The following is a 23,782-nucleotide window of genomic DNA, read 5'->3' as shown; positions in this document are numbered from 1 at the left end:
GGATTGTGCTGCCCCCTACCCTTAAGTGATGGGTACAACGGTCTTAAACCATCTGCCGTGGCGAATGACGTTGCAAGGCGCCGCGTGACAAGCGGTCGAGCAGCAAGGCAACCGCAACGATCGCCAGACCCGCACGAAGCCCCAGGCCCATTTCCATCCGGGTCAGGCCACGGGTGACTTCCGCGCCCAGACCGCCGGCACCCACCAGCCCCGCCAACACCACCATCGCCAGGGACAGCAAGATGCATTGGTTCAATCCGACCAGCAGCGTCGGTGCAGCGGTGGGCAATTCGATCTTGAATAGAATCGACCGCGGAGAAGCACCCAGCGCCTGGCCAAGTTCCAGCAGATCCTTGGGCAACTGTTTGAACGCCAGGGTGGTCAATCGCAGCATCGGCGGGATGCCATACACAATGGTTGCGATGATGGCCGGTACGCGACCGAGGCTGAACAACATCACTGCCGGGATCAGGTAGACCCACGGCGGTACGGTTTGCATCACGTTGAGAATTGGCAGAAACGCCGCATCGACGCGCTTGACCCGTGCCGCCAGCACGCCAAGGGGGAAGGCAATCGATACCGAGATCAGCACCGACACCGAGACCAGGGCAATGGTCTGCATCGACGCCACCCACAGCCCGGAGAACAGACAGAAGGCCAACATCAGCCCGGCAAAAATCGCCACCCGCAGGTTGGCGAAAATGAACGCCAGGACCACCACCACCGCGATCGACACATAAGGCGACGGCGCCAGCAATGCGCTTTCAATACCGCCCAGGCTGGTTTCGATCACTTTACTGATCAGCACGAACAGACCGTGCAGATTGGCATTCATCCAATCAATAGCGGGGGCGAGAAACGCACCGGGCGAGAAACGCAGATCGAGGAGGCTCATTGGTTGTCTCCCATCCGCGACCGCGCCGCACTCTGTGCGAGCCGATCGAGGATCATGGTCAGAATCACGATGGCAATCGCCGCGTTGATCGACTTGGCAATATCCAGCGTTCGCACGGCACCGTAGATCGATTCACCGAGACCGCCGGAGCCGACAATCCCGGCGATCACCACCATGCCGAAGGCCATCATCAGGCTCTGGTTGACCCCGGCCATGATGCTGGGCATGGCGAACGGCAGGCGAATCTTGAAGAACATCTGCAACCCGGTGACCCCGCTGGCCTCGCCCAACTCGATGAACTCTTTGGGCGTCATGCGAATACCCAGGGAAGTCAGGCGCAGCGCGGGTGGCACCGCCACAATAAAGGTCGCCAACAAGGCCGTGGCCGGACCGTAGCCGAGCAATGCAATGGCCGGCAGCAGGTAGATGTAGGGCGGCATGGTCTGGACCAGGTCGAGGCAAGGATCGACCACGCGATCGAATACCGGCGCCAGCCCCGCCAACACGCCCAAAGGAACGGCGACCATCAAGGCCAATACCGTGGCCGTGAGCACCAATGCCAGCGTACTCACCGTCTCCGGCCACAGGCCGATCATGGCACAGGCGAGCAACGCCAGGGCCGACAGTACGGCAAAGCGAAGCCCCACCATGCGCCAGCCGATCAGGCCAAAGAGAATCGCAATCACGTAATACGGTGGGTAGGCCAGGCACCACAACACGCCTTTGAAAATACCTTCCAATACCGTATTGAAGGTCTCGAATACGAACTCGCCGTTCTCGGAAAGCCACTCCAGGCCGGAGTCGACAGCCGAGTCGAATTGCGAGGAAAAATCGGGCGTACTCATGTCGACGCCTCCAGGACGGTGGCCGCGTGTTCCGCCGCGACTTCATTCGGCAGACCCTGCACGCCTCGCAGCAGATCGCGCGGGGTGATCACCCCCACCACCACACCGTTTTTCACGACGGTGATGGCTTCAAGGCTGGATTGCGTGGTCAGGCCGATCAGTTCGTCGAGATCGGCTTCCGCCGAGGCTTTCGGCAGCCGCGTGAGATCACAGGATGGATTGGCCGCCTGGAATGCCGCCACCGGGGTCATGACCGAATGGGCCTTGACCAGGTGCAAGCGGGAAATGCCGGCAACAAACTCAGCCACGTAGTCATCCGCCGGATTGAGGACAATCTCTTCGGCGGTGCCGACCTGGATGATCACCCCATCTTTCATGATCGCGATGCGATCGCCGATGCGGATTGCCTCTTCCAGGTCGTGGGTAATGAACACCGCGGACTTGCCAAGGTCCTTGGTCAACTGGCGGAATTCATCCTGCAACTGCCGACGAATCAGCGGATCCAGCGCACTGAAGGGTTCGTCCATCAGGATGACTTCAGGGTCTGCGGTAATGGCCCGCGCCAGACCGACCCGTTGCTGCATCCCGCCGGACAGTTCACTGGGGTAACGCGAAGACCAGTCGGTCAAGCCGACCTTGGCCAATGCCCGCTCCGCCACCTGATAGCGCTCGGCTTTACCGACGCCCTGCACTTCCAGGCCAAACGCGGTGTTTTCCAGCACCGTGCGATTGGGCAGCAAGGCGACACTCTGGAACACCATGCCGATGTTGCGTGCCCTGACTTCCCGCAGTTTCGCGGGAGACAGGGCGGCAAGGTCATTGCCTTTGACCAGAACCTTGCCGGAACTGGGGGTGATCAGCTTGTTGAGTAGCCTGATGAGGGTGGACTTGCCACTGCCGGACAGTCCCATGATGCAAAAGATCTCGCCACGACGGACCTGGAGACTGACATCAGAGACCCCGACCACGCAGCCATAATCCTGCAGGATCTGGGTTTTACTGAGTCCCTTTTGCACCACAGCATCCATCGCCGCCTTGGCGTTCTGACCGAAGATTTTCCAGACTGACTGACAATCCACGAGCACTTCGTTAGTGTCTATTTTGACCGTATTCATTTTTTTGCCTATTGAACCAGTTTTGCTGGTTTTTCTAATTGATCAAAACTCGGCAGTGGCATGATTTGTAGGAGCGAGCTTGCTCGCGATGGGCGTTAACGATAACGAGGGGCGCCTGATTGAACGCGTCGCCCTTAAGTCCATCGCGAGCAAGCTCGCTCCTACATGATTATGGCTTCTTGATATTTTCCCAACGCTTCAACAGGTCGGCATTTTTGGTAGTCCAGTCGTTAACCGCCTGCTCCATGCTTTTTCCGTCTTTAACCTGGCCATTTATATTTGTGATATCGCCCAGTGGAACATAAACACTGGCAATGACTTCACGGGCATGCGGGTATTCCTGGGTAAAACCCTTATGTCCGATCCAGTAGTAGCCTTGTGGCGGCGGAAATACGCCTTTTGGATCCTTGAGGAACTTCAGATCAAACTTCTGCGCCATCCAGGACGGTTCCCAGACAGTCACCGCCACCCACTCTTTACGATCGACCGCCGACTTCAGCGCAGCGGTCATGGCAGCGGTACTGCCTTCAAGCAGTTGCAGCTTGATGCCGTAGTCCTTGACCGCCTTGGTGGCATCACTCATCAGGCCGGAGCCCGGTTCGATACCGATGATTTTCCCGCCAAACTTGTCGGCGTTGTCATTGAGCTGTTCGAGCGAGTCGATGTCGACGTACTTGGGCACCGCGATTGCCTGGTAGAGGCCGTAAGACACCGGCGACAGTTTTTCCAGGCGGTTCTTGTTCTTGTTCCAGTAATCGTGCGCCGCATAGTCGGTCTGCGAAGCCAGCACCTGGATATCGCCTTTGGTCAGTGCCGCGTAGGCGATGCCCCACTCGGAGAACTCGATGACCTTTACGGTATAACCGGAGTCTTCAAGTACTTTTTTGGTAATACCGGTAATGGGCGTCAAATCCTCCCATGACAAAGTTCCCACCGTAATGGTCTTCTCTTGCGCGTGAACAGGCAGTATTGCCATGCCCATGAGCGCGACCGCGCAGACTGCCTTAAAAAACTTGTTCATGGCGTTCCTCGATCTTCGATGAAATCTGTTTTTATCAGCCTCTAAACAATAGAAGCCCGTGGTGTGAAACGTTAAGTCCACCATCCGGTTCAGCGTTTATTGCCTGTCAACTCACACTTGAATTGACACTCAATGCAGTCTGCCGCTGGGGCAGAAACTTATATTGATCGGGCCGGGATCAATATTATTTAAATGCAAACGGAAGGTCCGCTTTCATCCCTTGAGGCGCTATAAACATTTCCATGTTTTCGCGGGAAAGCTCCCAATGCTCAAACACCAGGTCCACCACGGCGCTCTCGTCACGATTTTCGATAGCGACAATAAATGAATCGTGATGCTCGGCTGAAAGTTCAAGGCGTCGTTCCGTGTCCTCGTCGCGAGGACGGAAAAACGTATGGCCGATACGTGCGTGATCAATCAGCAATCGCTCCAGGCTGGGCTCCAGATACTGGTTGCCGGCCATTTCACCCATGATCGCGTGAAAGCGATTGTTCTCCACCACCATCATCAGCGCATCGCGGGACACCGTCGCAGCGCGGAAACGGCGCTGGGTTTCCTTGAGGTCGACCAGTTGGTGGGCCTTGAAGTTTTGCACCGCCAGGCGACCGATCGCCGCGTAGACCATCGGTGCGACCAGGAAGAAGTTGCGCAACGTCGAATGGTTCATCGGAATCACCCGCGCGCCCCGGTTTTCCCGGATATCGATGTAGCCCTCACCGGCCAGGCGCCGGAACACCTCGCGCACCGGGGTCCGTGACAGGCCGTAGCGCTCGCTGATCGCCACCTCGTCCAGCGCCTCGTCAGGGTCGAGTTCCATGGTGAGGATCTGACGCTTGAGGTCGTCGTAAAGAGTGCTCTTGCCGTTTTTCACAAAAGACCTCCAGGGCAGTCGAATCAGCGCTTATGACATGTTGTTGAAATCAGATTCGCACGGGTTTCGGGTACCGTCAATGCTTTGTATTTTTTATGTATACACAAAAAATACTGTAAGAACACACATGCAAAATTGCTCAAGCCCTTGAAAAACAGGGGCTTGAATTTAAGTGCGTGAATTGAGGTGGTCGCTAACAGGAATGTTTTCTGTCGCGAATTGAATGGCCTGTCTGGCGGGAATTGAGTCACGCCACAAAAGGGGTTGCCCTGGCGCGACATCTGCTAGAGCGCCAACGCCATGTTCACTATCAGATCGAGGCGCTGATTATTCACAAACCGTGCGCAACGCCATCACTTATTGAGTCTTGATGCAAGATCCGCGACGAATATTCTATCCATGCGTCAGAACCCGTGATCTCGCACATGACCGATTAGAGAGCCCATTCCATGCCCCGTCCAAGAACGCTCTACCAGAAGCACATCGACAGTCACACCGTTTGCGAACTCGACGACCAGGGCCATGTGCTGTTGTACATCGATCGCCAGGTCGCCAACGAATACACCAGTCCGCAGGCCTTCAGCGGCCTGCGCGAGTCGAGGCGCAGCGTCTGGCGTCCGGGCGCGACGCTGGCCGTGGTCGACCATGTGAACCCCACGACCCCGACACGCATTGCCACGATGGCGGATGCCGGGGGTGCACGTCAGGTTTCGTACTTCGAAGAAAACTGCCGTGATTTCGGCATCGAGTTGTTCGACGTGCTGGATACACGCCAGGGGATCGAACATGTGGTGGCCCCGGAACAAGGTTTTATCCTGCCAGGCATGGTCGTCGCTGCCGGCGACAGCCACACCACCACCTACGGCGCCCTGGGTGGGTTCGGGTTTGGTATCGGCACCTCTGAAATCGAACACCTGCTGGCCTCGCAAACCTTGGTCTACAAACGCCTGAAGACCATGCGCGTGACAGTCAACGGCTTGCTCGGCAGCGGGCTGACGTCCAAGGACATTATCATGGCCCTGATCGAAAAAATCGGAGCCTCGGGGGCCACGGGTTATGCGATTGAATTCGCCGGGCCAGCGATCGCCGAACTCAGCGTGGAAGCGCGCATGACCATTTGCAACATGGCCGTCGAGGCTGGCGCCCGGGGTGCGTTCATGGCGCCGGATGACAAGGTGTTTGCCTACCTGCGAAACAAACCGCGCGCGCCCCGGGACGAGTTGTGGGAACAGGCTGTCGCCACATGGAGAGGTCTTCACAGTGATGAAGGCGCCCTGTTCGATCGCGAGGTGACCCTTGATGTCAGTGCCTTGGAGCCCATGGTCACCTGGGGCACCAGCCCCGATCAGGCCGCACCGGTCGGTAGCCGTGTCCCGGACCCCGCCAGCCAGCCGGACCTGATCCTGCGCCAGGGCATGCAGCGCGCGCTCGACTACATGGGCCTGAAGCCCGGCATGCCGCTCAGCGACGTGATGATCAGCCATGCCTTCATCGGTTCCTGCACCAACGCGCGCATCGAGGATCTGCGTGACGTCGCCCGTGTCGTACGTGGCAAACGCGTGGCCGCTCATGTACGGGCGATGATCGTTCCCGGCTCGACACTGGTTCGCAATCAGGCTGAAAGCGAGGGGCTGGCGCAGGTCTTCCTCGATGCCGGTTTCGAGTGGCGGCAATCCGGTTGCTCGATGTGCCTGGCCATGAATGACGATGTACTCGCGCCGGGCGACCGCTGCGCCTCCAGTACCAATCGCAACTTTGAAGGCCGTCAGGGTGCCGGTGCGCGCACGCACCTGATGAGCCCGGCGATGGTCGCGGCCGCCGCGATCACCGGGCATTTGACCGACGTCCGCTCATTCGCTCTGGAGGCTTGAACCATGCAACCTTTCACTACGGTCAGCGGCAGTGCCGCGCCACTGCTGGCAGCCAACATCGACACCGATGTGATCATGCCCAAGCAGTTTCTCAAGGGCATCGATCGCCAGGGGCTGGAACAGGGATTGTTCTTCGATCTGCGCTTCCTGCAATCGGGCGAGCCCAATCCTGAGTTCATCCTCAACCAACCCGCCTGGAACGATGCAGCCTTTCTGGTCGTCGGCCCCAACTTCGGCTGCGGCTCCAGTCGCGAGCACGCAGTCTGGGGCTTGAAGCAAGTGGGCATCCGGGCCTTGATCGGCACGAGTTTCGCCGGGATTTTCTATGACAACTGCCAGCGCAACGGGGTGTTGGCGATCCAGCTTTGCGAGGTTCGACTGAAGCAGATTGCCGAGGTGACCAGCGTCGCAGCGACGGCGCGGATCAGCGTCAACCTGCCGGAGCAAACCATCGCGCTGGCTGACGGCGACGTGATCCCGTTCGAGATAGATCAGCTGCGCAAACAATCACTGCTATCGGGGTTGGATGCCATCGGCACGACGCTGCAGCGTGCCGAGCAGATTCGCCGTTTTGAGGTGCAGCATCTGGCGGACAACCCTTGGCTAGCCTGACGGAAGTACGCTGTACCTGTGGGAGCGAGCCTGCTCGCGAATAGGCTGTATCAGTTGACGTTAATGCCGCCTGATACACCGCTTTCGCGAGCAGGCTCGCTCCCACAGAGGGCTCTTCATTCGACTGACAGATCGCGAAAGTAATCTTCCAGAAACTCGACGCAAACCCGCAATTTCGCCGACTGGCTGAGCCGGGTCGGATAGACCGCCCAGACATTGGCGCTCTGGGTGTAGTCATGCAGCACTTGCACCAGTCGCCCCTGCTCCAGCATCGGTTTGACGTCCCACATCGAACGCAGCAGGATCCCTCCGCCGCTCAAGGCCCACTCCAGAACGATCTCGCCGCTGTTGGAGGACAACGGGCCGCTGACACGTACCGATTCCTCTTGCCCATTCCGGGTCAGGTTCCACACGCCAAAAGCATAGTTGCGCTCTTTCAACACCAGGCAATCATGGTCTTTCAAGTCCGCCAGCGAGTGTGGCATTCCGCGCCGCGCCAGGTACTCCGGCGTCGCACACAGCACGCGCCGATTGCTCACCAGCTTGCGACCCAGGTGCTGACCCGGCAGGTCATCGCCGACACGAATCTCCAGGTCGAAACCCTCGCCAACGATATCCACCACGCGATCGAACACATCGAGACGAATCTCCAGTTTCGGGTAGGTCTGCGACAACTTGCAGATGGCCGGGGCGACATGATTACGGCCAAAACCAAAGCTGCTGCAGATGTGCAACGAGCCCATGGGCTGCTGCCGGGCCTCGGAAATTTCACCGACAAAATCGTCAAAGTCGCCCAGCAGTTTCTCGGCCCACACCCGCACCCGTTCGCCGTCGTCGGTCAGTGCGATACGTCGGGTGGTGCGGTGCAACAGCCGTGTCGACAGCGTGGTTTCCAGCACGGAAATGCGTTTGCTGATGTAGGCCGGCGAGTAGCCCAGCTCTTCAGCGGCGCTGGCGAAGCCATTTTTACGCACCACGGTGAGGAAAACCTTGAGGTCTTCAGGCAAAGGAAATTGATCACGATTCGTGTTCATATGCCTCATACTTACACTATTTAACAATCTATTTGCGAAGAATAACATCGATCCATGGGCTAGCAACTCGCTCCTGGCGTGGTGATGCTGACGACGGTGTTGTTGCGGTCATTGGTCTGAACCCGAGTGCCTGAAGGCATTTGTGGAGTCTGGTACTGTGTAACCATCATCGCCTTGGTGCTGCACTATGTCGGATCACATTCCTGCTGGCGACTGGGTCAAATACTCGCCCGAACTCCAAAAAATGGAACGCATCGAAGCCTTCTTTAACGGGCATGGCTTCACCCCCCACCGTCACGACACTTATGCCATCGGCACAACCCTGTCCGGCGTTCAAAGCTTTCAGTACCGTCGCTGCCAACGTCACAGTCTGCCTGGCAATATCCTGGTGCTGCATCCTGATGAGGTGCATGACGGTCAAGCAGGTACTGAGGAAGGGTTTCGTTATCGGATGGTGTACATCCAGCCCGCTTTGATTCAGCAGATATTGGGTGGCAAGCCGCTGCCGTTTATTGAAGGGGGGTTATCTGATGACCCTCGTTTGTATCGCGCTACTCGGGCGTTGTTGTGCAACCTGGACTCCGCGATGGAGCCGCTTGAGGAAGACGACGTGCTTTATGACCTGGCGCAAGCGCTGGATCAGGTATCAGGGCGGAGGGTGGCCCGCAAGGCACTGGACTTTGTCGCTGCGGAGCGGGCACGGGCGTTTATTCATTCTGCACTGGATCGTGTGGTAACACTGGATGAACTGTCACAGGCGAGTGGTCGGGATCGGTGGAGCCTCAGCAGAGACTTCCGTGCGCTGTACGGTACGAGCCCCTATCGGTACATGACTCAGCGACGACTCGATCTCGCCAGGGCCCTGCTGAAGTCGGGCTATCCGTTGGCAGAAACAGCCCTATCGGCGGGATTCTTCGACCAAAGCCATTTGACTCGTCAGTTTATCCAGACCTATGGCGTGCCGCCCGGACGCTGGCTGACGCGTCTGAAACAGTTTTGACCAGACTGCCGTCCTTGACCTGCACAATCGTGCAATACGCCGCTTCGCTTCCCGCTTAAGGTCAGGTTTCGATTTCTTGATAATTTGAGAGACTCAAATGCCTGATACATCCGTTGTGGCGCACTACTCTGCAATCAACTTCTCGAAGAAATACGCCCTCTTCAGTGAACAATGGGCACCCAAAGTCATCGCAAAAATGAACGACTACCAGTTCAAAATTGTGAAGCTCGAAGGAGATTTCATCTGGCATTGCCATGCTGACACGGATGAAGCTTTTATCGTATTGGAAGGACAGCTTCGCATTGATTTCAGGGATGGAGCGGTGCTGATCGAGCAAGGTGAAATGTATGTAGTGCCTAAGGGCACAGAGCACAAACCGTACGCGGAACGCGAGGTGAAGTTGTTGCTGATCGAGCCTAGCGGTGTATTGAATACAGGCGATGAGGCAGGAGATAAAACAGCAGAGAATGACGTCTGGATTTAGGGCAGGAGGGACAGTCCACGTTTTTCATCCAGGAAAAACGTGGTTTGTCCCCTTTTTCGCTTTTCGTTTGAAAAATAAATCTGTCCCCTTTACCGTCCCCTTTACCCGTGTCAAAGGTGGGGAGTATTCAAGAGTACTCTATTTTGCAATTTTGGCTTTCAAGATTGCTCGATCAATCATGCTAGCAGTAATGTAAGGTACAAACCCAAGCCTATCTCCCATGTCAAAGCTCTTCTTGTAACCTTCCAATCGTTCAACGTCACCAGCTACTGCCAATGCAGCCAAGTGCCGAAGCGGCATCGCACCTTTAGCGTCAGTCGGCAGATTTCTATAACCCATCAGGCCAGATTCAATATTCTGAGAGCGAGCCCAAGATATGGCTTTCTCAGACATCCTAAGAACATCATCACCAGAAAAGTCGGGTAACTTCTCCGGGGGCTCATTACTAACTATGACCGGCGAATAGCCGCTTCCCTCTCCCTGTACAAAAGCAACAGTCTCCGAGAACTCCTCGGTCGAAACCGAGGGTATAAGCGACACTCGAAAATGGTCCGGGCGTTCCCCTACAGACGGGATTACTTGAACTTTAACCCCACCAATATCTGTCACGCAAAAATAATTCCCAACCTCATCTTTGCTACAAACCCAGCCCTGCGCCTTCAAGATTGAAACCACATCTTTTTCTTTCATTACTAAGCACCAGGAAAATTCATTATCTCAATAGGGATACCGTTAGGATAACCTTGATCCTTTAACGGCACGCCGGGTATCAAGCCAAAACTTTCGGCAACCTTCCCTCTTGGAATTGAACTCCCGTCTTTTATTTGAGGGAAAATTTCGGACTGGCGAATACTCAGGTCCGCGCCTCCCGTCTTAACCTCAATAATTCTAAGGGTTCCATCAGGCGCTTCGGCCACGATGTCTGGCCTACAACGACCAGTGCCACAGGAGCTGCCAAATGATATTTCCTTTTCGCTGACTCTGAACCCTTGAGACGAAAGTTGATCCTTGATGTCATCCACCATATTCAGGTGGTGATCATAGTGATCTTTGATGGTGACTTTCGGAGCTATTGCAGCCTCTTTAGCACCAACCGCTCCACTACTGGAGATATTAGAGTCCACCGGCAAGCCTGAAGCAACCCCCTTGGTTGACTCATTGCCGCCCCGCGCAATCCGAACAGCAGCCAACCCGCTTGCAAGCGTTATGGCACCAACCATAACAGCAGCCGCATGCTCCGGACTCATCCCCCATTTTTCAACAAGGATGTCCGCAACCGCCTTGGCCGAGTGCTCAGTGGTCGCACTCGCCAGTAGGTTCTGGAAGCCATCGTTTTCTGCAATCAGCAGGTTATAAGCCTGACGGGCTTCGGGTGACGCAGAGGTACTCAGGTCTCGGAAATGTTCAGTATCCGCTTGTGTCTTGGCCACCAGATTTGCGATGCGTCCACAGCTCTTTGGATCCTGCCCACATTGGATCAGTGCTTCCTGTTCCTGTTGCTGGCTCAACTCGCGATACGAGGTATATGCCTTAGTGATGCATTGGGTGTCTTTACCGCAACCCACCAACTCGTTTGCTGCCCGATCAAGATCTGAATGATTCAGGTAGTTGTACTGAGTGGCATTGGCGGCAATGTTCGCGGCAATAGAAGGATCGCTACCGGAAAGTACCGCTGTGAGTACACCAAGCAACTGCGACATCGCTAACAAGTTGGCTTTAGCCTGGTCGCCCCCCGGCGCGTACGGATCGTAGCCTTCGGGCAACACCAAGTCCGCCAGGTACTGCACCAGAAGTTCGTTAGCCCCTCCTGCCAATGCTCCCGTCTTGAAGTCCCCCCCCATGGCCATCGACTTCAAACCACCGACCAGCGCATGGGCCGCGATCTTGGTCGGACTGCCTTCGACCAGAGCCAGGTTGCCGACTTTATTGGCCGCAATAGCACCGCCAATATTAACGACGGCACCCAGCAGATTATTGACGAAGTTGTCGCCCAGGCTGCCGCCCTGCAGGACGGTTTGGGCTATGGTGTCAGCACCGGTCTTAAGAACGACTTGGCCAAGACTGTCCAGGTCAAAACCAATTTTGCTTGGGTCATAACCCAGGCTGCTGCTGCCAATTCCGCCCAACACTCCAGAGAGCACATAACCTTTAAGGCTTTCACTGCTAAAGGTGTCTTTTAAAACTGCACCCAAGTCGCCTTTGTTACTGATGGCGCTGTTGGCAGCCGTGGTCTCCACCGCGATCAACACTGCGTTGGCAAAGCCTGCGGAAAAGGTACCTGCCGTGGCACCGACCAATCCGGCTCCTGCCCCACCCGTCACCGCTGCCAGCAAGATCGCCAAGGCCAGTTGTGCAGCGACGCCCAGTCCCGAGCTTGAGTATTTGAAGCTTTTGTGGATTTCTTCCACGCGGCGCCAGTCGACATCACCTCGCTGCTCAGCCTCCTTGAGCCACGCCAGTTGCGGATCAGCCTGCACCATGGCATCAATGGTCTGGCTCACCGACTTCTCGTCGATCCGTTTGATGTCGATCTTCAGACCATCGACCGCCTTGATTGCCAACTCACCCTGCGCCACAAGCTGACTCTGACGCAAAGTCTCATCGGTATTGCCCTTACCCTTGGCACTGGTCCACGCGAGGCTATTGCTGCTCTTCTCATGACTCTCCTGATGCAGGTCCTTCACCGCTTCAAACGTGATGCTGCCACCACTGTCCAGTGTCAGGTCTCCACCACTGTTGAGCTTGGCCACCTGATAGCGCTGATCCCCGCCGCTGACCAGCGTCAAATCGCCGCCTGATGTGATCTCGCTTCCGACATGAGTCACTTTCGTGACTTCATCCCGTCGGGTTTCCTTTTGGCCGAAGCTGCCTTTTTTCTTTTTGTCGTACAGCGAATAGTCCGTGTCTTGAGCGGCCAAGAGTTCGAGGTTGTTGCCCGCGACCAGGTAGGCCTCGTCACCCGCCGTGATGCGGCTGGAGATGACCGCCATGTCGTTGCCCGCGCTCATCGCGACGTTGCCGCCAGCCGTGATCGCACTGGCGACTTGTTTGACGTGATCTTCCTGCGCGGTGACTTTCTTGGTTTTGTAGTAGGAATGGGTTTCGTCGGCACCGGAGGCGATGGTCATGTCGCCTTCGGTCGCCAGGTCGATGTTGCGTTTGGCGGTGATCTCGCTCGCGACGATGTTCATGTCGCGGCCAGCACTCATGGTGATGTCGCGTCCAGCGTTCATGCTTGAACCGAACTGAGTGACCGAGCTTTTCTGTTTGCCTCCGGTGTCGCTGCTTTGCTGTTCAACGGAGACGATGCCGATGTCGCGCCCGGCCTCGATGTCGGTGTCACGACCGCTGGTGATGACGCCGCCCGTGTTCAGCACGTCCCTGCCCGCGCCAATGGTCAGGTCGTTGGCCGCTTCGATCCGCGCGGCGCTGTCCAGGTAGTCGCGCTGCTGGGTGTAGCCTTTGTTGCTGAAGTCAGCGGTGGTGACGGTTCGCTCGTTGATGACATCACCGGTCACGGCTTTGAGGGTGACATCGCGCCCGGCAATGACGCCGCCCGATTTATTGATGATGTTGTTGCCCGCCAGTAAATCGAGTCGGTTGCCGGCTTCGATCAGGCCACTGTTGGTCAGGTCTTGCGTGGCGGACGCTGACAGGTTGTGGGTGGCGCGCAAGGTCCCCGCGTTGTTCAGATCCTGCCCGGCAATCAGGGTCACGTCGCCGCCCTGGATCAACGCCCCGTTCGGCGCCAGGCGATTGTCGGCCTGGGCCAGGTACAGCACCGGCACCAGGACCTTTTCGCCGTTCACTTCATGCTCTTCGAGCCAGACGATGTCGTGGGTCAGGGCCGCCACTTGCTGGGCGGTCAGGGTCACGCCCACGGACAGGTTCAGTTCGTCCTTGCTGGCGATGGCGTTGTTCATCAGGTACTTGAACATGGCCTCGTCGGAGGTCTGGCCATCGATGAAGCGCTGACCGGTGCGTTCGACCACGGCTTGCTGAATCATCCGTTGTTCAAAGAAACCGTCGCCCAGGCGTTTGGCGCTGGTGTCGGGGTCATAGCCGAGGTTGGCCAAGAGGTAGTCCGAACTCATGAATTGCTTGAGATCGGTGAGTACCGGGTTGGTCTCGATCAGGTACTTGTTCGGGTTGCGGCGCACACTGGTGTCGGGCACTCCCTGTACGCGGGGCACATAGATCAACGCATTGCCGCGATTAGGCAATTGCACCCCGACTGCCCCGTCACCGACAGCCGCGTTGACGTTGACCTGAGCGGCCTTGTCGTTGAGGTTCAGGGACGGACTACCGGCCAATGCCAGCTCGCGGTTTTTCACCGAGACCGGGTCGTTCTCGTCGAATTGCAACTCAGTGGCTTGCCTGACAGGCATGCCGTCCGAGCGCTGGGTCGTGCCGCCGGTAGCGGAACCGATGGTCCGTGGCGGGCTTGTGACGATCGTTGGATCTGTGCCGTTTTTGCCGCTCAGACGGAACATTCCGTTGTCGCCCACCGGCAGGCTGAAGCCGGGCAATGTCAGAGGATTGACCTGTTGCTGGGCCAGGTCCGGCGGCAGTTGGCTGTTGAGGCTGATGACTGTGGGTTTGCCGGTGCCGGTCGCTCCGGTGCCGGTGTTGCGCGAAGTGCCGGAAACGCCCGGACTGTAGGCTTTTTCTACGCCGTTGTTGATCTTGTTGGTTGCGTTGATGGTGACGTTGCCGGCGGCCTGGATGATCGCCGATGCAAAACCTGAAGGATCTGCGGCAATGATTTTTTCACTGAAGACGGCGTTTTTTATGAAGCTGGGGGCGTCGATTCTAATGCCGGTTGAATACTGAGACGCATCAAATTTAACCGCGGGTAGTACATTGCCGGTGTAACTCCCTAAATAAAGAACGATAGGGCCGAGATCCTGATAATAGTCATATTCGTTCTTCGCACCTTGCTTCACTTGTCGAGGGGTCGTTCTCGACTCAACTTCATTGACGTTCCAGAAACGCAGATCCTGGTTGTAGTCCGCATCGTTGTACATGTTGTACAGGGCGATCTCACGCCATTGATCGAGGGATTGCCCGCCAGTGACGTATTTACGAGAAACGTAATCCCCCGTAGCGGTACCGGAGTTCTCAAAGTTGCTCACGTTGATACCGATGTCCCCTGAAGCCGCGACAGACGAGTTCGAGTTCAGGAACGAACCACCGGAGACATCAAGATTGCGTCCGGAAGTAATAGTGGCTGCCTTGGAGCTTTCCCCCTCCAGAATAGTGACTCGGAATTTCTGCTCCCATACCAGATGACTGGGTAGTCCATCGTCACGAACGTCCGTCCAGAAACGTGGCAGTTCAGTACATTCATAACAACGAACACCAATATCCGCCGAATACATCTCGGACACGGTCTTGAACTGATCCCGGCGATTGACGATCGAATCCGCCTTGATCGAGAAGTTGCCGATGCTCTCCATCGTCCCGGAAAGGTTCTCCACCAACGCCGCACGGTTACCCGCATCGTCCCGCGCAATGTCGATAGCCCCCAAACTGTACACATCGGATTTTTTGTTGGTGAAACTTCCTACCCGCAGCTGCATGTTGCCGCCACTGAACAAGAACCCGCCTTGATCATTCATCAGTGATGACGCGGCGAGTTTCATCCCCGTCCCGCCCGCGAGTGTGCCGTAGTTGTTAACGGCGCCCGCATTCAGGTTGAGGTTATTGGTCGCGGTGAGGCGACCGTAGTTGTTCAACACCGACAAACCGCCACGACCGCCCACCGTGACGTTGCCGCCGCCGGCAATGCTCGCCGCGCTGTTGAGGTTGAGGGTGGATGCATCGACCTGCATGTCACCCAGGCTGCTCATGCGACCATTGCCGCCATAGCCGCCGCTCAACTGAATATCCAGGCTGCCATCGCTGGCAATCAATCCGTCGTTGTTCCAGTTCCCACCGCGCCCCACGAGCTGATTCGAGGCGAGCAACTGGCCGCTCGCGGTCTGGTTGAAATTGTTGACGTTGACCGTCAGACGCCCGGCCTGAATCACGCTGCTGTTGGTCCAGCTGACGGCGTTCAGGTTCAGGTCGCCACGGGTAACCAGCGTGCCGCCGGCGTTCATGACATTGGTGGTCGAGATGTCGAACAGACCGGTGCCGACGTGGGTCACGTTGCCACCGGCGTTGAGCAAGCCCGGTGTTGCCAGGGTCAGCTGCTGGTTGGCGGTCTCCAACAGTCCATTGCGGTTATCGAACTGGCTGCCGATCTGGAAATCGGTTTTACCGCTGCTGCCCAGGGCACGCAGTTTGCCGCCCTGGTTGTCGAGGTTGGCGGCACGCACGGTCAGGGTGTCGGCGCTTTCGATCAGGCCGCCACGGTTGGAGAGATTGCCGTCGACGCCGAGGTCGATCCCGTTGCCGCTGACTTGCCCGCCATTGTTATTCATCGAGCCCGCGATGACGTTCACCAGGCCCTTCGCGTAAATCCCCCCGTTGCTGTTGTCGACGGCATGGCTACCGGCATCGAGCAGGATGTCGCCAGTGTTGGCCGCGATACGGCCGCCGTCACTGTAGATACCGCCCAGCGCTCGCAAATCGAGGCGACTGCCTTCGAGCTTCCCGCCCTGGCCGTTTTTCAACACACCGGTCAACCGGGTTTGCAGCAAGCCTTTTAGGCTCGACAGCACACCGCCGCGGCTGTCGAGACTGGCGGCGGTGAGGTTGAGATCACCGGTCTGCGCGATGAGTTTGCCGCCCTGGTTGTCGATCGCGCCATTACCCGCCTCCACGGTCAGCGCACCGTAGCTCTGCACGGCCCCCTTGGCATTGTTCAGGGCTGACGCCGTAAGGGTCACACCCGCGTCACGGCTCGAAATCAAACCGTCAGCGTCGTTATGAACGGTACCGGTGGCAGTCAGATCCAGTTGTCCGTTGGCCGACAAGGTGCCGCGCTGACTGTTGTTCAGATCACCGGAGGTCAACAGACTCAACAAACTCTGGCTGATCAACTGGCCGCCTCGGTTATCGATGCTGCTGGAGCGATTGACCATCAACGATCCGCTGCTGCCAAGCGCGCCATTGACGTTGGTCAGGGCTCCGAGCAAATCGAGGGTGACGCTGCCTTCACTAACCAGGCTGCCACCGGTGTTGTCCAGTTGCGTGCCGGTGAAGGTCAAGGCTTTGCCGGCAGAGACACTGCCGGACGTGTTGTCCAGCGTTGCGCCGTGGATATCCAGGGTGTCACTGCTTTCGATCAAGCCACCCGAGGAGTTGTTGATCTCGCCGCCGGAGATCGTCAGCGTCTGCTTCCCGCCGCTGGTGACGATGCCGTTGCTGTTATCGAGACTGGCCGCCGTGATGCTCACCTCGCCCTTGCCGGCCAGCCCGCCTTTAGAGTGATTGATCAGCGCCCCGCTCAGGTCAATGCTCAGGTTGCCGAGCAGGCTGGAGAGTGTGCCTTCCTGGCTGTTATCCAGCGAGGCGCCGGAGACGGTCAGCCCATTCCAGCCCGATACCAAACCACCCTGGTTTTTCACTTCGGCGGCGGTGAGGGTCAATTGATCGTTGCTGATCAGGTTGCCACCCCGGTTGTCCAGGGTGTTGCCGGTCAGGCTGAAACTGTGGACGCTGGAGATTTCGCCCTTCTGGTTATTGAGGTCACGCAGGTGGGCGACGGTCAGCACACCTTTGGTGTTGATCAAGCCATCCTGGTTGTTCAGATCCGCCGGTGTCGTGCCCAGATCGAGGGTGACGGCCGAACCGCCGAGCAGCGTTCCGCCCTGGTTGTTCAAACCGTTGCTGTTGAGGGTCAGCTGTTGCGCAGCCTTGATGATGCCTTTGTCCTGGTTGATCAACAGACCCTCGACGGTCACGCCCAGATCGCTGTCACTGAGCAGGACACCGGCGCTGTTATCCAGACTGGCCGCACGAACCTGCAACGCTGCCGCGGCGATCTTGCCCTTGATCGAGGTCAGTGCGTTGTCGATTTGCAGAGTGAGTTTCTGGTTGCTCAGCAGTTGTCCACCGCTGTTGTCCAGTTGACTGGCAATCAGGTCGAAAGCCTGTTCGCTGGAAATCTCGCCGTTGCGGTTGTTCACGTCAGCAAGGTTTTTCAGCAACAACTGACCCGGCGCATTGATGAAACCGTCCTGGTTGTTCAACGCCCCACCGTTCAGATCCAGGCTCAGGTTGCCTTGGCTGAACAGCTTGCCGCCTTGCTGATCGAGGCCACTGACATTGGCCACCAGCGAAGTACCTGCACCCAGGCTGCCGCCGGTGTTGATGACTTGACCGGCACTCAAATCCAGCTGATTGGCGGAGTAGATACTGGCCAGGCTGTTGTTGAGTGCACCGGTGGTGATGCTCAGGTTGCCTTTGCTGCTGAGGATGCCGTTCTGCTGGTTATCCAGAGCGCGGCTGTCGAGCGTGAGTGTCGAGTCGGTCAGCAGTTTGCCGCCCTGGTTGCTGACATCGCCCCGTGTATCGACGGTCAAAGCCTTGGCACTGGATACCGTACCGCCATTGTTACTGAGGCTCTCGGCGCTGATTGCCAGTGCACCTTCGCTGACCAGACTGCCTTGGTTGTTGTTCAGATCGGATGAAAGCGTGATCGCCAGGTTGTTCTGCGTGATCAGGCGGCCGCTATTCTCCAGGGTTCGCCCGGTCACCGTCAGCCCGGTGTCACCGGACAGCAGGCCTTTGTTGCGGTTGATCACCTGATCCACCGTCAGCGCAAGATTGCCGCCGGCCAGGATGTAACCACTGTCGCTGTTGTCGAGGTACGCACCGATCAGGTCCACGTCGGCCTTGCTCGACAGTTCGCCATTGCGGTTATCGAGGTGATCGACCGTGAGCTTCAGCGCTTTTGTGGCGCCTACCAGGCCTTCCCCCCGGTTATCGAGACGCGCGGCTTTGACGGTCAAGCCATTGTCGGCAATGACCACGCCGGCCTGGTTGTCGAAGTCATCGGTGACGGTGATGTCTACATCCCCACGACCACGAATATCACCCCCGGCGTTGTTCAGGCTGGCGCTGTGACTTTCGATGCCTGCCGCGGCGATCAGACCTTTGACGTTACTCAGTACCCGGTCGATGACGAGGGTGAGCTTTTCATTGCCGAGCAGTTTGCCGTCATCGTTGGTCAGGCTTTGCGCATTCATGCTCCAGGCCTTGGCCCCGGAGATTTCGCCAGCGCTGTTGTTGACCTCATTGAGATTCTTCAACAGCAACTGACCCGGCGTATGAATATTGCCGCGCTGGTTGTTCAGCAGGCCATTGTTCAGATCCAGGGTCAGGTCGGTGTTGCTGAACAGCTCACCGCCGTCCTGATCAAGGGACGTGACCGAAACCTCAAGCCGCTGCTGGCTGCCGATTTGCCCCGTGGAGTTATCCAGATGCCCTGCCGTGACAACCAGGGTGCCATCGGTCGCCAGACTGCCGCCGTGACTGTTGTTGAACTCACCGGTGGTCACCGTTGAATCGGCTTTGGCGCTGATCACACCGTAACTGCTGCTGTCGAGACTACCGCTGTTCAGCGTCAGGCCTTTCTGCGAAGCAATCAGACCGCCCTGATTCAACGCTGCGCCGATAGAAGTCAGTGCCATCGCCTCAAGGCTCGACAGTTTACCCAGACGATTATCGAGGCTGCCGGCATTGAGGGTCAGTTGGCCTTCGCTGCTGATCAGGCCTTGCTGGTTGTCCAGGGCGGCATCCAAGGCCAGCTTCAGCTCACCCTGACTGACGATACGGCCGCCGATGTTACTCAAGCCTATGCCCGTCAGCGTGGTCGCACCTTTGCTGAAAATCAGGCCGGCGGTCGCATTGATGATCTGGTCGACTTTCAAGCCCAGCGTGGTGTCCGACAGCACCTTGCCGCCATCACTGTTATCCAGGCGTGTACCTTTGACTTGCAAATCCAGTTGGCTGGACAACGAGCCGCCACGGTTATCGATCCGGTCGACATTCATGGTCAATGTCTTGAGCGACGCAACCAGACCGTCCTGACGGTTATCCAGCGCCTTGCCGGTCAGTTTCAGATTGCCTTCGGCAACCAGTTCGCCACCCTGCTGGTTCAGGGTGTCGATGTTCGCGTCGATATCGCCCTTGCCGGACAGGCGCCCGGCGACGTTGGCAACCTCATTGGCCGTGAGGGTCATCAATCCCGTCGAGGTGATCAGGCCGCCATTGCTGTTGTCCAGCTTGCCGCCGTCGAAGGTCAGCGCGGCCTTGCTTTCAAGCCGGCCCTTGTCGCGATTGTCCAGTTCACTGACCAGCAACTTCACCGCCTGATCCGCGCGAATGACCCCGCCACGATTGTCGGTGTGGGTGCTGCTGACAGTCAGGTTGTCGAGGCTGGAAATCTTGCCGGTGCGGTTGTCCAGTCGTGTGGCCTGCACATCCATTGCACCGTTGGCCTGGATCAGGCCTTTTTGGTTATTCAGCTGTGCACTGACCCGGGTGGTCAGCGTGCCTTCACTGGTCAACTGGCCAAGCTGGCTGTTGTCGAGATCTTGCGCCTTGACGGTCAGGGTCTGTTTCGACCCGATCTTGCCTTCGCGGTTATCGATCGTGCCGAGTGCCGTGATGTCCAGCAAGCGACCGGCCATCATCAGACCGGCGACGTTATCCAGCGACGTGACCGTCAATACGGTATCCATCTGACTGGTCAGCTCGCCATCACTGTTGATCAGTCGACCGACGTTGCCGGTAAGTTTCCCGGTGCTGTTGATGACTCCGTTGCTGTTCAACACCTGACCGGCATTGAGGCTCAGCAAGCCGTTGCTCAACACGTGACCGCTGTTGCGGTTGTCGAGCGAACCGGCAGTGATCGCGGTGTTTTGCCCACTGAGCGTACCGTTCTGGTTGTTCAGGGTCTGGCGGGTGTTGACCGTCAGGTTGCGGCTGGCGACCACGCTCTTGCCGATATTGTTGAGGTTCTGCGCCGTCAGGTTCACATCGCCGTTGGCATTGCGGCTGGTGTCGGCATTGACTCCCGCTTCGATGATGCCGTTGTTGGTCAACTGACCGCCGGCACTCAGGGTGATGCTGTCCCGAGCCGCGAGGGTTTGCTGGACTGTCAGGTAGCCTTGGGTTTGCACGTTGACGGCAGTGCCTGCGTACACCTGTCCTTGGGCGTCAAGACTGGCGGCTTTAACGTTCACCGCCCCTGTGGCAGATATTTGCGCCAGGCTCAAATGACCATTGGCGTCGAGCTGGATGTCGCCGCCGCTGGCGATCAGTTTGCCGTCGAGCTTCACCCCCACCCCAGCCTCGGTGCCCACCAACTTGATCGCCCCGGCGTACATGCCACCCAGCGCCGAGGAGTCGATGGCCAGCTGCGGCTTGGTGCTGCCGTCATCGGCACGCGCCGTGGCGTTGAGGCTGTCAGCGTTGACGTCGTTGCGACCGGCGATGAGGGTCAGGTTTTTCGCCTGGATCTCGGCATTGATTTTCGCGCTGCGGGTGATGATTTCAAAGCGGTCGACCTGGCTGGCATCCAGGCCGGTGCCGTCGATGGACACGCTGCCTTGATCGACCTCAAAGCGATCCAGCCGTCCGCTGCCGTCGAGCACAGGCTTGCCGGTGGTCAGGGTCACACGCGGGGTATTGATGAAGCCGCAACCGTTGCAGCTGATGCCATAGGGGTTGGCAACGATGACCCGCGCCGACTGCCCCGCCACTTCGGTGTAACCGCGCAGTTGGCTCGGGCTGCCACCGACCACTTCGTTGAGGATGGTTTGCGCCGAGCCGCTGTTTTTCAGGTGCGGGTTGCCGATGATGATCCCGCCCAGTTGCGTGGCACCGGTCTGGTTGGCGACGTTGTTGAGGATCACCCCCTGGTTGCCGACGTTGTAATCGACGAACTGGTTATGCGACAGGCCGCTGCCATTGGGCGTGGCGATGTTGACGATCGGCACGCCGTTGCCCGCCTGACCGAGACCGGTGCCGGGGTTGGCCACCACGATACCGTCCGCCTGCGCCCAGATCGGTTGCCAGAACATGACGTTGGCCAACAGGAACGCCAGCCCGCGCTTGGGCATGCCCCAGAAACGTTCGCGGGTGTTCAGCACGGCTGAAGGCTGGCGGGCGAGGAAGGCGTAGTGGCGAACGTCCATGTCGTTGATCTCGAAGAAACGTAATTAGAGGAAGAGGTCCACGCGAAAATAGATCGGGGCTTCACGTTCGGTCAGGGCGTCGGGGCGTTCCAGGGAGTGGGCAAACGTCACGCTGGCGGCCAGGTGCTGACCCCGGGCAAACAACTCCAGCGAGTTGCTCGACATCCTCCCGTGCTGATCGCCGTTGTAGCGATCGCCGCGAATCACGCCCTGGTCGTAACCCAGGCCGGTGCCGTATTCGGCGAACAGCGGGCGCAACCACTCCAGCGTCACCTGACGGCTCCAGCGCAGGTCGTTGCGCCAGTAGCCGCCGCTGTCGCCGGCCAACGATTGATCCTTGTAACCACGAATCGAAGATTGCCCGCCAAGGCTGGTGCGTTGCGGGCTGAACAGCACGTCTTCACTGCGCTGGCCGGTCATCAGGCTGGTGAAGCTGAAGGATTCGCCCCACAGCTTGAACGGCTGCAGCCAGGTCGCCGTGGCGGTGTATTTGCGGTAGCGCGCGTTCGGCTCCCCTGCCCCCGGATGGTCATTGCCCTGGGCGTCGAACGCACCGATGCCTTGCTGCAGGCCGAGGTCGAGGTTGACGAACGCGCTGCCCACCCGCCGTCCATGGTTGATGCCGTACTGCAACTCGCTGATGCGGTTGCTGCTCAATTTGAGCTTGCTGTCTTCGATGAAGTTGTTGGTGCGCAGATGGGAGAGCCCGACGTTGAGCGAGGTCTTGCTCACCGCATTACGGTGGATCACCCGCTCGGCACGCAACTGATGGTTTTCGCTGTCGCCGGTCTGCTTGAAGTTGTACCCGTTGGCCGCGATCTGCGAGCGGTACTCGCTCTGGTTGTAGGTGTAACTGAAGTTCCACCAGCCCCACGGCAGGTTGTAGTAGAGCAACGCGTTGTTGGAGGTGTGCTGGTGATCGGTCATTGCGTCGTGACCGCCGCGCAGCATCAACTGATCGGCCAGGCCCAGTGGGCTGTCCCAGTCAAACGTCGTGCCCCACTGCTGTTCACCGGTGCTGCGCTGGCCGTCATTGTTGCGCGACAGCCCGATCCGCCAGGGTTTCTGCGGGCTGTTGGTCACCAGCACCTCGCTGCCGCCGACATTCTGGCCGGGGGCCAACTCCATCCTGGCCTGGTTCGAGGGCAGGCGATTGAGCTGATCGACCAGTTGTTCGATCTCGCGCAGGTTGACCAGATCACCGACCTGCCCAGGAAACGCCATGGCCAGCTCACGCTCGGACAATTGGCTGTCCGGCGCGCCCTTCAAGCCTTCGAGCCGGCCCTCGACCACCAGCACCTTCAAATGCCCGCCCGACAAATCCTGTTGCGGCAGGTAGGCGCGGCTGGTGACCAGGCCTTTTTCGATGTAGTGGTCGGTGATGACCTTGAGCAGTTCATTGAGGTGTGTCACGCCCAGGCACTGACCGATGTAAGGCTTGAGCAGGCTTTCTTTCTCGCGGTCCGAGAGACTGTCGGCACCCTTGAGTTCAATGTCCTGGATCGGGAAGCAACGGGTATCGGCCGGGGCTGGCGGCTGCGTCGGCTGGACCGGCTTGCCGGGCAAGTCCTTGAGTTCTTCGAGACGCCGGCGCTGTTCTTCGAGCAAGCGGTCCTGGCGTTCGCGGATCAGGTCGGTGTCACCGGGAGTAGGAGCGGCGTGAACAGGACTCAGTGGAGAAAGGCACAGCAAAGCCAGGCACAACCTCGCCACGAGGGCGGGTGGGTACATGTTCGATCCCTCGAAAGCAGAAGTGGTGGCACAGTGATGGCGTGATATTAGAGAGCCACTATTCTGACGTCAATCAAGACTCGCCTGTGAAAACGACAAGCTGATGGACGGTGACGATGGAATCAGACGGCTCAGAAAAAGACTGAGCGATGGGCGCTCATCGCTAAAACCAGACAGTTCCTGTGTGCAGGCGGGAAACCTCTTGGAG

At 58.1% G+C, this 23,782-nt stretch carries 13 protein-coding genes; 4 read left to right on the top strand and 9 right to left on the bottom strand.

Annotated features, from left to right (window positions below; all coding sequences use genetic code 11):
* Positions 1–43: 43 nt before the first annotated feature.
* From ACW9HW_RS07770 to ACW9HW_RS07750, 5 genes are all read right to left on the bottom strand, one after another.
* Complete coding sequence (locus ACW9HW_RS07770; protein ID WP_095195227.1) at positions 44–895, bottom strand: ABC transporter permease; 852 nt, start codon at positions 893–895, stop codon at positions 44–46.
* Positions 892–1,740, bottom strand: coding sequence for an ABC transporter permease (locus ACW9HW_RS07765; RefSeq protein WP_095195226.1), 849 nt, complete (start codon positions 1,738–1,740; stop codon positions 892–894). Before ACW9HW_RS07765 ends, ACW9HW_RS07770 begins: the two co-directional genes overlap by 4 nt.
* A complete protein-coding gene (locus ACW9HW_RS07760) occupies positions 1,737–2,855 on the bottom strand; it encodes a quaternary amine ABC transporter ATP-binding protein (protein WP_457399248.1) in 1,119 nt (372 codons plus the stop codon). The genes ACW9HW_RS07765 and ACW9HW_RS07760 overlap by 4 nt, the downstream gene beginning before the upstream one ends.
* 169 nt (positions 2,856–3,024) lie before the next feature.
* Positions 3,025–3,876 carry a glycine betaine ABC transporter substrate-binding protein gene (locus ACW9HW_RS07755; RefSeq protein WP_457399246.1) on the bottom strand — a complete coding sequence of 284 codons (852 nt, stop codon included), beginning with the start codon at positions 3,874–3,876 and terminating at the stop codon, positions 3,025–3,027.
* 184 nt (positions 3,877–4,060) lie between these two features.
* A complete protein-coding gene (locus ACW9HW_RS07750) occupies positions 4,061–4,747 on the bottom strand; it encodes a GntR family transcriptional regulator (protein WP_095195223.1) in 687 nt (228 codons plus the stop codon).
* Positions 4,748–5,196: 449 nt separating this feature from the next.
* On the opposite strand from ACW9HW_RS07750, the gene leuC reads away from it, so the two are divergent.
* Positions 5,197–6,618, top strand: a complete 1,422-nt coding sequence (gene leuC, locus ACW9HW_RS07745; protein ID WP_457399244.1) for a 3-isopropylmalate dehydratase large subunit — start codon at positions 5,197–5,199, stop codon at positions 6,616–6,618.
* 3 nt (positions 6,619–6,621) lie between these two features.
* Positions 6,622–7,230: a 3-isopropylmalate dehydratase small subunit gene (gene leuD, locus ACW9HW_RS07740; RefSeq protein ID WP_457399242.1), complete on the top strand. Its 609-nt coding sequence runs from the start codon at positions 6,622–6,624 to the stop codon at positions 7,228–7,230.
* Positions 7,231–7,346: 116 nt separating this feature from the next.
* Here the strand turns inward: leuD and ACW9HW_RS07735 are convergent, their stop codons facing one another.
* Complete coding sequence (locus ACW9HW_RS07735; RefSeq protein WP_095195220.1) at positions 7,347–8,264, bottom strand: LysR substrate-binding domain-containing protein; 918 nt, start codon at positions 8,262–8,264, stop codon at positions 7,347–7,349.
* Between the two features lie 187 nt (positions 8,265–8,451).
* Between ACW9HW_RS07735 and ACW9HW_RS07730 the strand changes: the two genes are divergently transcribed.
* Together ACW9HW_RS07730 and ACW9HW_RS07725 are read left to right on the top strand one after the other, a co-directional pair.
* A complete protein-coding gene (locus ACW9HW_RS07730; RefSeq protein ID WP_457399239.1) occupies positions 8,452–9,264 on the top strand; it encodes an AraC family transcriptional regulator in 813 nt (270 codons plus the stop codon).
* Positions 9,265–9,361: 97 nt separating this feature from the next.
* Positions 9,362–9,748 carry a cupin domain-containing protein gene (locus ACW9HW_RS07725; protein ID WP_457399237.1) on the top strand — a complete coding sequence of 129 codons (387 nt, stop codon included), beginning with the start codon at positions 9,362–9,364 and terminating at the stop codon, positions 9,746–9,748.
* A 138-nt stretch (positions 9,749–9,886) separates the two neighbouring features.
* Here the strand turns inward: ACW9HW_RS07725 and ACW9HW_RS07720 are convergent, their stop codons facing one another.
* The 3 genes from ACW9HW_RS07720 to ACW9HW_RS07710 are packed head-to-tail and all read right to left on the bottom strand — an operon-like array spanning position 9,887 to position 23,574.
* Positions 9,887–10,438: a DUF6990 domain-containing protein gene (locus tag ACW9HW_RS07720; RefSeq protein ID WP_457399236.1), complete on the bottom strand. Its 552-nt coding sequence runs from the start codon at positions 10,436–10,438 to the stop codon at positions 9,887–9,889.
* Positions 10,439–10,440: 2 nt separating this feature from the next.
* Positions 10,441–21,843, bottom strand: coding sequence for a two-partner secretion domain-containing protein (locus tag ACW9HW_RS07715; protein WP_457399235.1), 11,403 nt, complete (start codon positions 21,841–21,843; stop codon positions 10,441–10,443).
* A 24-nt stretch (positions 21,844–21,867) separates the two neighbouring features.
* Positions 21,868–23,574: a ShlB/FhaC/HecB family hemolysin secretion/activation protein gene (locus tag ACW9HW_RS07710; RefSeq protein WP_457399233.1), complete on the bottom strand. Its 1,707-nt coding sequence runs from the start codon at positions 23,572–23,574 to the stop codon at positions 21,868–21,870.
* Positions 23,575–23,782: the final 208 nt, after the last annotated feature.

This window comes from Pseudomonas sp. SDO5532_S415, from assembly GCF_054071155.1.
The sequence above is the reverse complement of the archived record's forward strand: the minus strand, read 5'-3'. Positions and strand labels throughout refer to the sequence as shown.

Coding starts and splice junctions, on each gene's coding strand:
- ACW9HW_RS07765 (WP_095195226.1), bottom strand. CDS start 1,740: ATGAGTACGCCCGATTTTTCCTCGCAATTCGACTCGGCTGTCGACTCC.
- ACW9HW_RS07720 (WP_457399236.1), bottom strand. CDS start 10,438: ATGAAAGAAAAAGATGTGGTTTCAATCTTGAAGGCGCAGGGCTGGGTT.
- ACW9HW_RS07725 (WP_457399237.1), top strand. CDS start 9,362: ATGCCTGATACATCCGTTGTGGCGCACTACTCTGCAATCAACTTCTCG.
- ACW9HW_RS07735 (WP_095195220.1), bottom strand. CDS start 8,264: ATGAACACGAATCGTGATCAATTTCCTTTGCCTGAAGACCTCAAGGTT.
- ACW9HW_RS07760 (WP_457399248.1), bottom strand. CDS start 2,855: ATGAATACGGTCAAAATAGACACTAACGAAGTGCTCGTGGATTGTCAG.
- ACW9HW_RS07710 (WP_457399233.1), bottom strand. CDS start 23,574: ATGTACCCACCCGCCCTCGTGGCGAGGTTGTGCCTGGCTTTGCTGTGC.
- ACW9HW_RS07770 (WP_095195227.1), bottom strand. CDS start 895: ATGAGCCTCCTCGATCTGCGTTTCTCGCCCGGTGCGTTTCTCGCCCCC.
- leuD (WP_457399242.1), top strand. CDS start 6,622: ATGCAACCTTTCACTACGGTCAGCGGCAGTGCCGCGCCACTGCTGGCA.
- ACW9HW_RS07755 (WP_457399246.1), bottom strand. CDS start 3,876: ATGAACAAGTTTTTTAAGGCAGTCTGCGCGGTCGCGCTCATGGGCATG.
- leuC (WP_457399244.1), top strand. CDS start 5,197: ATGCCCCGTCCAAGAACGCTCTACCAGAAGCACATCGACAGTCACACC.
- ACW9HW_RS07730 (WP_457399239.1), top strand. CDS start 8,452: ATGTCGGATCACATTCCTGCTGGCGACTGGGTCAAATACTCGCCCGAA.
- ACW9HW_RS07715 (WP_457399235.1), bottom strand. CDS start 21,843: ATGGACGTTCGCCACTACGCCTTCCTCGCCCGCCAGCCTTCAGCCGTG.